We start from the raw sequence: 13,330 nt of genomic DNA on the forward strand, positions 1-13,330 counted from the left end.
TCTTTGTAGTCACCGAAAACAATTTTTAACAGTAATTGAATGACACGTCGTTCTGTTGGCGTAAATTCGCGCCCTTCAATTCGAGCGTGGAAACGTCCATCGCCACCAAAAAAGTTTTCCACCAAAATGAAGACTAAACGCGCTTCCATCGTGACCAACGCTGTCCCTTTTAACGGACGAAAACGCACCATGTTCAAACTAGTCGGAACATAAAGCGTATTTTGGTATTCACCAAACTTCATCATCTGTACGCCGTTGATCGACACTTCAGCCGTTTTACGCAGCATGTTGAACAAACTAATACGCATGTGACGAGCAAAACGTTCGTTGATAAGCTCCAGCGTAGGCATGCGCCCACGGACAATACGGTCTTGTGAAGAGAAGTCAAAGTTAATCGCCGACTTATCGGCAACATCGTCATCGTCTTCCGCCTCATCAACACTGTCTACACCATGAAGCAGGGCATCAATTTCGTCTTGGCTTAATAAATCAGTCACTTCTCACCTACTGCATTACAAAATCGGTAAACAACACTTTTTCGATCACAGGTTGCCCAACCGCTTTAGTGAGTGCCGCTTTAATGTCATCGGTCGCCTTATCTCTCAGCTCAATTCGCCCGGTAGGGCTACGAAGCTGTTCCACAGTGGCAGACGCAAAAGTGGCCAGTAAAGAGCTTTCCACTAAAGGTGAATGGTAACGTGCAAGGCTTTCATTTTCAGAACCTCGCACCATCAACTGCACTTTGATTTGCACCAAACGATCTTTCTTATCACCCGTGACGTTAAACACAAACGGCTGTGCAATATTAACGTAAGCCACAGGATCCGTTGGCAAAGCTTGCTGCGCTGCGGGGGCTTGCTCACTCGTGGCTTCAGCCTCATCTCCGCTCATCAAAAAGAAAGCTGCACCACCACCACCAAGCAGTAACACTACGGCAGCAATAATGATAATCAGCAGTTTTTTCTTCCCTTTGGGGGCTTCCGCGCCTAACTCTTCATCGGCCATAATGTTCTCTATGTCGTTATTTTTAATATTAGTTTAAGCGTAATAACTGATTCCATCACGCTTTGATGCGACATTCAAATCAAGTTTGACGTCTGTATCAAGGTTTTCTTCGTCTAAATAGCTTCCGTTGCGCGCCAATTGACCAGATTGAGCATCCCCGTCGGCAGTGTAGCGCGCTTGTTGCTGACCAGCGCTCTGTTGTTGGACAGAGGTCTCACCCAACTGCACACCTTGTTGTGCCAACATTTCTCGTAGCCTTGGCATAGATTGTTCAATCACATCACGTGCTTGATGGTTAGCGACCGTAAAATGAACCGTCGTATGATCACCATTCATATTCATACGAATTTGTAAACGCCCCAATTCCGGTGGATCTAAGCGAATATCGACATGTTTAAGGTTTTTCGACATCATCATTTGCAGCCGTTCCGCCATTTGCTCACTGGCCATTTCTCGGTTAAGCAACAAAGGAGGCTGTTGCGCGGCTTGCAAGTTGTCAGCACGGCTCTGCGTCGCGTTCAAACCATGTTGCCCCAAAGCACTCGAAAGCTGCTGCGCTAATGTGCCCTCTTTTTGCTCTTGAGCCGACCCTGCATCATTCACACCCGATAACGCTTTCGCGCCTAATCCGGCTTTGAATAGCGCGGGGTTGAGTGGCAATTCTGCATGGGTTGCAGCTGGTATCGCGGCCGCATTCGCTAACTGTTGTATTTGTACATTGGATAACTCATTGCTTGCTGTCACAAGAGGTGACGATGCTAGTGCGGCTTTGTCTGCCGCCACGGCAGCCTGCATGGTTTGAGATTGTTGCTGAGCTAAGGCTTGCTGAACAGAATGGGCTAATGAAACCGGCGTATTTTTACCCTTGAGGACCGTTTCACTTTGTGCCACATCTAGAGGTAATGCTTGCCCTTCGGCAATAACTGTGTTCGCCCAAGGAATGGCAGCGGTAGTCAATAACGCCTCTGTGGGCAGCCCTTGCAGATCATTTTCCGAATCGGTTTGAGGTGTATTCGCCGATAGGGATGGGGAAAGTGGCAGCTTGCCCTCTGCTAAATTTGTCGTCAATTGTGAATCAAGTGCTTGCGCTTCAACCAAAGGTGATGGCTCTATGGGGATGGCGTTGTCACTTTTTGCCACCGCGTTAACTGTTGTATCGCCAACTTCAGTTGTGGCAAGTAAAATGGCCTCATCTTCTATCGCTTTCGACAAAGCGCTTACTTGCACTGACTTTGTATCTTGAGGCGGCTGAATGAATTTTCGGACTGATTCCGGCAGGATGAGTTCACCATTCTCTTCAGTCTCTGCATTTAAGCTTGATGCCGTAGGTGGACCTTCCGCAGCCATCAAACGCTCTTTGCCCTGCTGAATAGGCAGCACACGCTCTGCATCTTGTTCCGTGATGTGCTGATCAGATAATGGAGCTTGCTCATTCACTGACGCCGGTGCTACTGGTTCAGTAGTGGGTTTAGCGAATGCATCCTGTACTGATATTTGCGCAGCCGCTGGCGCTTTTTGCTCCACTTGATCCGAGGAGTCACCTGCGTTGTCGTCGATTTGCACGTCTACCGGATGAGTGTTTTGTGGCAAGGTTTTGCCGTTTTGGTCAGCAAGTGCTTGATTGGCGCTATTTAAACGGCCAAGGATTTCATCGCCATCGCTCATAACCTGTGCTGTTTTCAGCTGAAGAGCGGGGTCATCAACCTCTGCTGAAGGGGGTGATTTTGTTTGCGCGGTATCAACATCGGCCTCTTCACTCAATGCCTCACCAAGTTCTTTATCTAACAAGGCATCGCTACTTTGGGCTGCCACGTCATCGGTGAGCACAGCTCCCTCATCCAACGCCTTAAAGTCAGTTTCTGCCGAAGATTCAGTGCTACGACCCATAATGAGGGCGGTCAGTTTTTCAAAAAAACCTTGAGATTCAGAACCTTCACTCACCGCATCAGAGCCTGCTTTACTCACGCTGGCCATTTTAGAGGTGTCGGATGGTGTTGTAATATTTACATTCATATCCATGATGCTCGCACTAAAAACAGAGGATGACGCGGATTCATTATTGGCCAGTAAGCCATGTTTCATCATTTTTTGACGATGGCGCAGTGGATTAACCTAATGAACTCCGTGATTAGTCAGAAGCAAGAAATGAGCCAAGCCTTCAATATCGATAAAAAAGTATGACACCCATCTTATTGGACACGTTGACGACTTGAGGCGTCAGTGACTTAAAACTTATTTTGATTAAAACTTATGTTGCTTAAAACTTGTGTTGATTAGAACGTTGCCGACTAAAGAGCAGTGTAGAAAACTCATCCATCTGCTTCTGCTCTCGTTTATCTTGCAGACGTTGCGCTTCTATCTGTTTTTTTTCAATGAGCCATTCGTAAGAGCGTCGCTGTTTTCTCACTTCCATCCAATGCTCTTGGCAGTTATCTACCTGATTTTTGAAGTGTTGTTCTGCATCTCTTTGTTTGACAAGAGTTTCATCTAACTGGGTAAGAAATCGGTTTAAGTGTCCATATTGGCTCGCCGTCAAACCTGACATGCCGCGCTCCATAAGCTGCTGACAATAATCAAGACGATATTGCTCAATCTGCGCCAACTGCTTGTAATAACTCTCTAGCTCATCACGCGATTTAGATAACGCCATCACGGCTTTTTCTTCTTTGTCTTTGGCTTGATCAAGCAGAAACTCGAGTGCGTTATCCATCGATTACCCCACTTGCAAAACGTGCTTGAGCATATTGACGCACATGTCGTAAGGAACCGAATCCTTCATCCCTTGCTGCAAATATTCATCCAGCCTAGGTTTTAGCGTAAATGCACTGTCAATCGCAGGGTCCGTCCCCGGCTTGTAAGCACCGATAGAGACGAGATCTTGATTTTTCCGGCAGATGGAGAGTATTTGACGCACCGCTTTCGACATCAACAGATGTTCATCGGTGGTGATTTGTGGCATAACACGACTGACCGATTTCTCTACATCAATCGCTGGGTAATGTCCGGCATCAGCCATTTCACGTGATAAAACAATGTGACCATCAAGAATGGCTCGCGATGCATCAGCGATCGGGTCTTGTAGATCATCCCCCTCGGTGAGCACGGTAAAGAAAGCGGTAATCGATCCTTGGTGAGGACCGCCATTTCCCGCTCGTTCAACCAAGGCGGGCAGTTTAGCAAACACCGATGGCGGATAACCTTTTGTGGCTGGCGGCTCACCCACAGATAACGCAATTTCACGTTGCGCTTGGGCAAAACGAGTCAACGAGTCCATTAGTAGCAATACATCTAACCCTTGATCACGAAAGTATTCCGCAATCGCTAAAGCGGTTTGACAGCCTTTTAAACGCATCAGCGGAGAGGAGTCCGCAGGCGCGGCTACTACAACTGAACGTTGACGTCCATCAACGCCTAAAATCTCTTCTATAAACTCTTTTACTTCGCGGCCACGCTCACCAATCAGCCCCACCACCACCACTTGAGCGGTTGTGCCACGAGTCATCATGCCAAGCGTTACCGACTTACCGACACCAGAACCAGCAAATAAACCAATCCGCTGCCCTTTACCCACCGTCAGTAAACCGTTGATCGCTTTTAGGCCAACGTCCAGAGGTTCTGTTATGGGTTTGCGAGCTAATGGATTGATGGGGTCAGCATTAAACGATGCGCGCTTTTCGGTATAAATAGGCCCCAGCCCATCGAGTGGATTACCGACACCATCAATCACCCGTCCAAGCAGCTCCATCCCGACTGGTAGGCCAGCGTCCCCTGTCATTGGGGTAACTTTAGCTCCGGGCAGTACGCCTGTTATCTGTTCGCTGGGCATCAGATAGAGGTTATCGCCAGAAAAGCCAACCACTTCCGCTTCCATTTCTCCGGACATGGTTTCTACTTTACATAAGCTACCAATAGGGGCTTTACAACCGGTAGCCTCAAGGGTTAAACCAACCACACGGACCAGTTTGCCAGATGCCATTGGGCGGCAGGTTAACCCTTCGGTTTTATATTGACTAAGGCGATCGGCAAGAGACAACACTATTGATCACCTTGTTGGTGACGATTGGTGCCACAAAAACTTTTCAACACGCTACGAATGCGATCTTCCATTCGATAATTCACACTCGATTCACCTGCTTCAATCTGGACGTCACCGCGATTTAATGCCGGTTCTTTGACCAATGTCCAGTTTCGGAAATCCAGCTCTTTTTCGCCATAAGCAGAATGAATCACTTCAACATCTTCTGGATGGAGTTTTAATGTGATGGCATGACCAGATACAGGCAGGGATTCAACCGACGATTTGACGGTATCTAAGATCACTTGCGGATTGGTTTGTACCTCAACGTGAACGACTTCTTTGACCAAGGTTAAAACCATATCGACCAGCTGTTTTTCGACTTGGGCATTCATCAACTCTAGCGGTTGAGCAAATTGATTGGCAAGACCAACGAAAATATCAACCTGCTGCTGGATGAGGGCTTGCCCTTCAGCGACACCCTCGGTTTTGCCTTGCTCAACACCTTCTTGGTGTCCTGCAATCAGCCCTTCTTCTTTGCCTTTTTCATAACCTTGTTTGAATCCGGCTTCTTGGCCTTGGTGCAAACCTTCTTGATAAGCCCCTTGTTTGATCTGGCCAATCTCTTCTTCGCTGAGTTGCAGCGGCTCTTCGACCACAGGCTCATCAAAACTTGGCATCCAACCGGGGTCATAGTTCATTGCCGTTTCTTTGGCTTTTTTATTGATCTCTGCGCCGTAGTCCGGCAACCCCCACTTTTTGGCTTGTTCAATATTAGCGTCTGCATCTAAACGTAAAAAGCCGCGTTTTCTTTCTCCAGACATAATGCTACCTATTGTTGAGTCAGGGTTAGATTATAAGAATTCGTCTGCGCCGCCAGACAGCATAATTTCGCCACTGTCGGCCATACGACGTGCAATCGCCAGAATCTCTTTTTGCGCCGCTTCGACATCTGATACTTTAATCGGAGGCATGGCTTCCAGATCATCTTTCATCATCTCAGCTGCACGTTTTGACATGTTTTTGAAGATCTTCTCACGCAATGCGTCATCAGCACCTTTAAGTGCTTTTTGCAGTACATCTTGCGGTACATCACGCAGCAATTTTTGAATGCCTTGGTCGTCCACTTCGACTAAGTTTTCGAACACGAACATCAGATCTTGGATCTGCGTTGCCATGTCTTCATCTTGCTCACGCATCTGATCCATGAGGATGCCTTCGATATTGTTATCGAGGTAGTTCATGATATCAGCCGCGGCTTTCAAGCCACCAATTTTCGCCGCTTGCGCGCCCGCTTGACCGGCAAATTGTTTCTCCATGATTTCATTCAACTCAGCCAATGCCGAAGGTTGTACTTCTTCAAGGTTGGCAATGCGCATCAATAAGTCTAAACGGTCACGTTCAGCAAACTGTGCCAAAATTTCAGCCGATTGATCCGGTTCTAAATACGATAAAACAATGGTTTGGATTTGTGGGTGTTCATTAACAATGATGCTCGCCACTTGTCGTGGGTCCATCCATTTCAATGAATCCAACCCTTTTGAACCCGTGCCAAGCAAAATTTGATCGACCAAGTTATTGGCTTTATCGGCACCTAATGCAGCGATAAGCGCGTTACGCATAAAGTCTTCGCTGCCCATACCGATATTGGTGTATTTCTGAATATCTTCGAGGAAAGCACGATGCACCGCGCCCACTTTCTCTTGGCTAAGCTCTTTCGCCTTCGCCATCGCGCTACCGACTCGTTGTACCTGCTTAGGTTCAAGATGGCGGATGATGCCAGCGGCGTCCTCTTCGTTTAAGCTCAACAACAAAATAGCCGCTTTTTCATCACCAGAAATTGTTGAAATATCAACCGATGATTCTGTCACTTCTGTTCCACTCTTATTTTTATTATCAGGCATTTTGCATCCAATTCTTCACTACTTGAGCCGCTAGTTCAGGCTCATTGGCCACTAGAGCACGCACCGCTTTCAGTACATCCTCATCCTTGTGTAAGTTTGGCAAATCAATACCGGAACCAAACTCAAAGAGATCACCGCCGTCAATACCACTGCCAATTAAACTGGTTTCACCATCAGCACCAATCGGTAAACCATCAGGTCCGTACATTGGATCATCATCATCCGCAGCAGGGTTGAGCAGTTTTTTCAGCGCAGGGCGAACCAGCACCAGCACCACAACCACAATAACCAAGGCACTAGCAAACCAGCGTACCCAATCATTGAAGTTTGGATGCTCCCAAATAGGGACATCAACCATTGACTCAACTTCAGGCACGGCAAATTGCATGCTCAAGACATTCAACAAATCGCCACGGTTTTCATCAAAGCCAACCGTCCCAATCAATACTTGTCGCACGGCGCTAATTTCACTTTCGCTCAAGGGAGTATAGGTGACTTCGCCAGTCTCTGGGTTAACCGATGGTCGGTTTTTAATCGCCACCGCAACGGTTTGACGATTCACCACACCCGATTGTTTACGTTCATGACTGATGGTGGTATCGAGTTCAAAATTGCGCGTGGCTTCTTTATGGACCGAACCTTGCCCAAGTACCGAGCCATCTTTCATCTGCGCGACGTCTTGTGGGATCGAAGCATCCGCAGGTGGCTGATTACTTAATGCACCTGGAACGCCAGCCACCACATTGCCGTTGTTATAGTCTTCAAGCGTATATTCGCTGCGTGTCGCTGGCGTATTCGGGTCAAAGCGTTTACGCGTTTGTTCAATGGCACTGAAATCCAGTTGGATATCCACTTGGGCGGTGTAATTACCAAAGCCTAGAATTGGGATTAATACCGAATCAATTTTGTCACGCAGAGCCTCTTCTTGCTTGCGTTCAAGTTCTTGTTCTTTACGACGGGCTGACGACACAGGATCTTGAGAGCCTGAGCTGAGCAGCCGACCATGTTGATCAGTCACGGTAATTCGATTGGGTTTCATCCCTGGCACGGCACTGGCGACCATATCGACAATAGAGTCGACCTCTTCTTGTTTGAGGTTAGCGCCAGTTCGCAAGGTAAGAAATACGGAGGCAGAAGCATCTTGGTTATGACGAACAAATACGCTTTGCTTAGGCAGTGCCAATAACACACGAGCTTTGTTGACGAGCTTCATCTCTTCAATCGCTTTGGCAAGCTGACGTTCACGGCTAAGTTTAAGGCGCTCTTGCTCAAGGCGCTGAGAAACACCAAAGCCCATGTCTTGCATCAAGATTTCATCGCCCGCTTGCTTGTTTTGATTTAACCCTGCACGGACGAGGTTGAGTTTTAAGCTGTTGTATTCACTGGATGGCACTAAGATAGTATTACCATCTAATTTGTAGGTCAGTTTCTGCTGATCAAGATAATCGAGGACAGGAATAAGTTCTTCGGTTTCATAAGCGCCAAGCGGGCGCATTTCAGGTTCTCGAACCCAAAAGAACAACATGACAATCAGTGCCACACAGATGGAAATAGAGAGGACTAACACCACCTGGCGCAACAAGTCCAAGTCGCCCATCGCAAAATCACTTTTGGATGAACTCTTCTCTTCAAGATCTGGGTTTTGCGTGTCCATGTCTAGATCTGAGCTCGCCATTAAAGCGTGGTCAGAACCACTGGTCACGGTAAGATCGGTTGTTTGCTTATCTTCTGCCACGGCGGCTACCTAATTTATACGGGCATATTCATGAGTTCTTTGTAGGCGTCGACAAGTTTATTTCGAACTTGAATCGTCGCTTCAAAGGCTACACTCGACTTATTACGAGCAATCATCACATCCGATAGTGAGACATTTTCATCTCCCCGATCAAAGCGGGTTTGTAAATTACCTGAGGTCTTTTGCAAACTGTTCACGTTATTAATGGCTTTGGAAAGCATGTCGCCAAAATCAGCACTCACACTTTGTCCAGTTGCCGTAGGACGAGCATTGGTTGCTTCCAACATCATTGTTTGCATTTCGCTGTTTAAACCATCAAGTCTCATTGCTACCTCTAACGCCAAATCTTTGACTGCTGTGCTGCTTCTTTCTGTGATGCAGCAATTTATATGCCATCACCCACTTTGGGGTTAATTCGGGATATCAATTCCTGCATCACGCATTTTTGCTAATTTGTAACGCAGTGTCCTAGGGCTAATTCCGAGCTTATCTGCCATCTCTTTACGGCGGCCTTGGCACTCGACTAAAGTATCCATGATAATGGTGTACTCTTGATCTCTCAGCTCATCACCCAATGCAGCGCCATTGTTATTAAACAGCTTGTTCACTTCGGCTTGTGCTACAGGCTTAATCTCTGGTGTGGCAATATCGCTGCGCTCTACGACTTGTTGCAGGCTACTAGCATCTTGCCAATCAACCCCTTCCAACAAGATATGTTCACTTGCAATGTCTCCTTGCTCACTCAAGATCAGCGCGCGTTGCACGACGTTATCAAGTTCACGGACGTTGCCCGGCCAAGCGTAACTAAGCAACTTGTTAATGGCTTGCGGCGCGATACGAGGCACAGGTAAACCAAGTTTAGTGCAGTGACGCTCTACAAGGTGGTGAGCCAGCGGTTCAATATCCCCTTTGCGGTCACGTAGCGCTGGCCATGAGATTGGGAAGACGTTGAGGCGATAATATAAATCATCACGGAAATTGCCTTCCTGCACATACTGCTTTAGGTCGCGGTTGCTGGTCGCTAATACTCGGACATCAAGCTTAATGCTTTTACGCCCCCCCAAGCGTTCCACTTCACGCTCTTGGAGTACGCGCAGCAGTTTTGCTTGTAGGTTCAGATCCATCTCGCTGATCTCATCGAGTAAAATGGTCCCACCTTGTGCTTGTTCAAATTTGCCCGGACAAGCTTGTACCGCTCCTGTAAATGCCCCTTTTTCATAACCAAATAAGGTGGCTTCGAGCATGTTGTCTGGAATGGCGGCGCAGTTGATCGCCACAAATGGCCCATCTTTACGCGGAGATGAGTTATGAATGTAACGAGACATGACCTCTTTTCCTGAGCCACTTGGGCCCAAAATCATGACGTTAGCATCGGTTTTTGCCACTTTGTCGGCAAGTGACAATAAGCGCAGGCTTTTCTCATCGGCAACAACCGCATCACCGTTATCATCCGATTTCACTGGCGCGTAACGGCTAACCATGTTGAGCAGCACTTCGGGGGCAAAGGGTTTTGCCATGTAATCAATGGCGCCCTCTTTCATCGCCGAGACAGCATCTTCAATATTGGCGTACGCCGTCATCAGCAACACGGGTAAATTGGGCCAATGCTGTTTGATGTTGCGCAGCAGTGCAAGGCCACCCATGCCAGCCATTTGAACGTCAGAGACAACAATATCAACAGGATGTGCTTTGAGTTTAATCAGTGCATCTTCGGCGCAATCAGCTTCCAGCCATTCATAACCGGCCAGCGCCAAAGTATCGACTAACGCTTCGCGTAGACCTTCATCATCTTCAACGATTAAGACTTTGCTTTGAGCCATCATCCTTCTCCAGTCTCTGTTGGTGAAGAAGGGGCATGACGCTCGAGTGGAATGCACATAGTAAAGCAAGCACCCTCCCCTTCTTCTGAAATTAATTCCAATCGCCCATCATGGGCGCGGCAGACCATTTGTACCACCGCTAACCCTAACCCCGTTCCTTGTGAGCGAGTGGTAAAAAACGGTTCCATAATTTTACTTTGCAGCGCAGCAGGGACTCCCGGGCCACTGTCTTGTACCGAGATTTTCAGCTCACCATTTACCGGGCGAAAAAAGACATCAATTTGCGACGCCTTACCCGCAATTTGTATTGCGTTCATCACTAAGTTACTCAGTGCAGAGGCAATGGCATTTGCATTGCCTAACACCACTGTCCCTTCTTGTTCCACTTCCTGATGATAATCAATTGCGCTATTTTTTAATGCCGTTTCCACCATGGGAACAAATTCGCTGACCAAGTCTGTCACTGTAAACGGCTGAATGACTTTATTGTCACCACCTTTGGCAAACAACAACATATCATTGACTTGTTTTTCAAGATCATGAAGCCTATCCATCAGCTTAGACTGAAAACGCTCTCTTGTAGCGTTTGGCAAGTTAGGCGCACCTAAATTTGAGGCATAGAGCATGGCACTGGATAACGGTGTGCGAACTTGGTGTGCCAAAGACGCCACCATTCGACCGAGTGAGGATAAGCGCTGTAAATCACTGATGCGTGATTGAAGTAACCGAGTTTCGGTTAAATCGGTGATTAATATCAATTGGCCTGTTGCTGATGCTGAAATGGCTAATCTCACTTTACGACCATTGCGCAGCGAGATTTCATGCCCATCATCTTCTCTCGGCGCAAAAGCACTTTGAATGACGGAATACCATTTTTCACCCGCCAATGGGACTTGCAATAACCGCTGAGCTTCAGGGTTAGCCTCTCTGACTACGCCTTGAGTATCGAGCAAAATGACGCCAGCAGGCATCACATCAAGAACCTGTTTATAGCGCTCAACTTGATCCTCTACAGAATCTAAGTGAGATTGATTAATGGGTGTGTCAGGAGACTGCATGTCGAAATTCTACCTATAAAACAACAATAGCCTAACACGCAAAATACATGCCAGGCTATTTTTCTTTAAAATCAAAGAATTAATCCATTGCCAATATATTGACTAAACTTTACCCATGCTGTTTTTGAATCACCGTTGCATATTGTATTTACGCATTTTTTCAACCAAGGTCGTACGGCGCATACCCAGCATATCAGCGGCACGCGCTACCACTCCGCCTTGAGCTTCAAGGGCTTGGTTGATCATATTGACTTCCAAGTCCGCCAATAGCTCTTTCAAATTCACGCCTTCAGGAGGCAATGACTGCGGTGCGTTGAGATTTTCGTGCATCTCTTCGACGTCTTCAAAACTGAAGTTTTCAGAGAAAATACCCGCCAGCACATCACGTTCTTGGTCTTCAACTGAGCCATAGGAGCTGTGCTCTGGTTGGAATTCTGGAATATCACTATAGCGGTATTTAGTTGGTAAATGATTGACGTCGACGAGACTATTTGGATAGAGAATGATCATCCGCTCAACTAAATTCGCTAGCTCACGAACATTGCCCGGCCAATTGTGTTCCATTAACGAATTGACTGCTCGCGGGGTAAAACAAAATGGCTGTCCACCTTCCGCTTCCATACGTGTCATGAGTTCTTGTAACAGCAATGGGATGTCGTCTTTGCGATCTTTTAGCGCTGGCATTTCAATTGGGAAAACATTGAGTCGATAGTAAAGATCTTCACGAAATGATTCATCATCAATCATGTTTTCTAAATTGCGGTGAGTCGCTGACACCACACGCACATTCACTTTAATGGTGGTGTTACCGCCCACACGTTCAAAGCAGCGTTCTTGTAACACACGCAACAACTTTACCTGCATCGACATCGGCATATCACCGATCTCATCGAGAAATAAAGTACCGCCTTCGGCAAGCTCAAAACGACCTTTACGCGCGGTTATCGCTCCGGTAAACGCCCCTTTTTCATGACCAAATAATTCACTTTCAAGTAAATCAGCCGGAATCGCACCACAGTTAATCGGCACAAACGGACCGTTGCGGCGTGCAGAATGATAATGGATGTTACGCGCAACCACTTCTTTGCCCGTTCCAGATTCACCTAAGATCAACACATTAGCTTCTGTGCCTGAGACTTGCTCAATCAAATGGCGAACTTCTTGGATACCATGACTTTGGCCTACAAGGCTACGAAATAAGGTATTCTTACGCGATGTAGAGGGAACTTGCACGCCTTTGCGTCCTAAAAATTCTTTGCAATGTCGTAATGCGTCACTCAGTTGAGGGTAATTAAGAGGTGACTCAAGTTCACCGACGTATTGAGTAAATTCTTCCAATGAATATGGCTGCTTGTTTGCCATTAGAAGTGGAATATAATTGGCCTTAGTCAACCACTGAGCTATCTCATCAGTTAACTGCTCACTTTTTAGCGATCCAATAATGCAGCCCCCCCACAATCTTGAACAATCAATATCCTTGATTTGGGATGACTCGATCGCCTCGCAGTGCTCTCCAACAAATTCTAAAATGTTACTTAGATTGAGACGGATCTGCGGATCGTCTTCTATCACAAGCAGTTTTGCTAAACCTTGCATAGGTGAGAATATTTGCCTTAAATCAGAGAAATTGTGGCCGCACTTCTGAAAATCGTTATTCAGTTTTGTTTTTCTATAATCACTTGATTAAACGATAGACAATTTGTGGAATTCAGCAACAAAAAAAGCCATTAGGCTAGTAATGGCTTCTATTCTATGGAATAAAAAAAATAAGGCAACCAAGCAATGAGCTGGTG

The 13,330-nt window shown here is 46.8% G+C and carries 11 protein-coding genes and 1 pseudogene; all 12 read right to left on the minus strand.

All coding sequences use genetic code 11. The features are described 5' to 3' along the window. Nucleotides 1-497: pseudogene (locus tag B9J84_RS01995) on the minus strand (flagellar motor switch protein FliM); the annotation flags it as partial. Between the two features lie 7 nt (nucleotides 498-504). Further along, nucleotides 505-1,005: a flagellar basal body-associated protein FliL gene (gene fliL / locus B9J84_RS02000; protein ID WP_094123421.1), complete on the minus strand. Its 501-nt coding sequence runs from the start codon at nucleotides 1,003-1,005 to the stop codon at nucleotides 505-507. A gap of 33 nt (nucleotides 1,006-1,038) precedes the next feature. After that, nucleotides 1,039-3,090: a flagellar hook-length control protein FliK gene (locus tag B9J84_RS02005; protein WP_094123422.1), complete on the minus strand. Its 2,052-nt coding sequence runs from the start codon at nucleotides 3,088-3,090 to the stop codon at nucleotides 1,039-1,041. Nucleotides 3,091-3,262: 172 nt separating this feature from the next. After that, nucleotides 3,263-3,715, minus strand: coding sequence for a flagellar export protein FliJ (gene fliJ / locus B9J84_RS02010; protein ID WP_013856313.1), 453 nt, complete (start codon nucleotides 3,713-3,715; stop codon nucleotides 3,263-3,265). Nucleotides 3,716-3,718: 3 nt separating this feature from the next. Next, nucleotides 3,719-5,041 carry a flagellar protein export ATPase FliI gene (fliI, locus tag B9J84_RS02015; RefSeq protein WP_013856312.1) on the minus strand — a complete coding sequence of 441 codons (1,323 nt, stop codon included), beginning with the start codon at nucleotides 5,039-5,041 and terminating at the stop codon, nucleotides 3,719-3,721. Next, nucleotides 5,041-5,844 (minus strand): flagellar assembly protein FliH, encoded by an 804-nt coding sequence (gene fliH, locus B9J84_RS02020; RefSeq protein WP_094123423.1) that lies wholly within the window; start codon nucleotides 5,842-5,844, stop codon nucleotides 5,041-5,043. The genes fliI and fliH overlap by 1 nt, the downstream gene beginning before the upstream one ends. A 30-nt stretch (nucleotides 5,845-5,874) precedes the next feature. Next, nucleotides 5,875-6,924, minus strand: coding sequence for a flagellar motor switch protein FliG (gene fliG / locus B9J84_RS02025; RefSeq protein ID WP_013856310.1), 1,050 nt, complete (start codon nucleotides 6,922-6,924; stop codon nucleotides 5,875-5,877). Then, entirely contained in the window at nucleotides 6,917-8,659 is a 1,743-nt protein-coding gene (gene fliF / locus B9J84_RS02030) for a flagellar basal-body MS-ring/collar protein FliF (RefSeq protein WP_013856309.1), read from the minus strand. The genes fliG and fliF overlap by 8 nt, the downstream gene beginning before the upstream one ends. 14 nt (nucleotides 8,660-8,673) lie before the next feature. After that, a complete protein-coding gene (gene fliE, locus B9J84_RS02035; protein ID WP_026028064.1) occupies nucleotides 8,674-8,985 on the minus strand; it encodes a flagellar hook-basal body complex protein FliE in 312 nt (103 codons plus the stop codon). An 84-nt stretch (nucleotides 8,986-9,069) separates the two neighbouring features. Continuing rightward, nucleotides 9,070-10,479 (minus strand): sigma-54 dependent transcriptional regulator, encoded by a 1,410-nt coding sequence (locus tag B9J84_RS02040; protein WP_026028065.1) that lies wholly within the window; start codon nucleotides 10,477-10,479, stop codon nucleotides 9,070-9,072. Further along, nucleotides 10,479-11,537 (minus strand): PAS domain-containing sensor histidine kinase, encoded by a 1,059-nt coding sequence (locus tag B9J84_RS02045; RefSeq protein ID WP_013856306.1) that lies wholly within the window; start codon nucleotides 11,535-11,537, stop codon nucleotides 10,479-10,481. The genes B9J84_RS02040 and B9J84_RS02045 overlap by 1 nt, the downstream gene beginning before the upstream one ends. 129 nt (nucleotides 11,538-11,666) lie before the next feature. Beyond that, entirely contained in the window at nucleotides 11,667-13,133 is a 1,467-nt protein-coding gene (locus tag B9J84_RS02050) for a sigma-54 dependent transcriptional regulator (RefSeq protein WP_017045739.1), read from the minus strand. Nucleotides 13,134-13,330 lie beyond the last annotated feature (197 nt).

Source organism: Vibrio sp. V03_P4A6T147, from assembly GCF_002241085.1.
Taxonomy (GTDB): Bacteria; Pseudomonadota; Gammaproteobacteria; order Enterobacterales; family Vibrionaceae; genus Vibrio; species Vibrio anguillarum.